Raw genomic sequence first — 250 nt, 5'->3', positions numbered from 1 at the left:
ATAAAACCACCTAGTATAGCCATGTCATTTGATAAGGCGGTCGAAACGATAAACGTTGCTAAAAAGAATCGAATTAGTAGTAATGGCAAGCAAGACAACGATGCCCCTGAAAAGGCTTCTAAAGATGTAAATACAGATGAAACAACTACTACCGGTGAATTACCTAATGCAGATTGTGATAATATAGATGATCAGACTGACGATAGTCATTTGTATTTAAATAAGTTTGATAGCTACTTTAAAATGCTAG

At 34.8% G+C, this 250-nt stretch carries 1 pseudogene; it reads left to right on the top strand.

The annotated features are described in order from the left end of the window. Positions 1 to 21: 21 nt before the first annotated feature. Positions 22 to 250, top strand: a pseudogene (locus SB751_RS33555) (hypothetical protein); the annotation flags it as partial.

Source organism: Cupriavidus sp. SIMBA_020 (genome assembly GCF_046535395.1).
Classification (GTDB): Bacteria; Pseudomonadota; Gammaproteobacteria; order Burkholderiales; family Burkholderiaceae; genus Cupriavidus; species Cupriavidus campinensis.
This window is presented reverse-complemented; position numbering and strand designations above follow the sequence as displayed.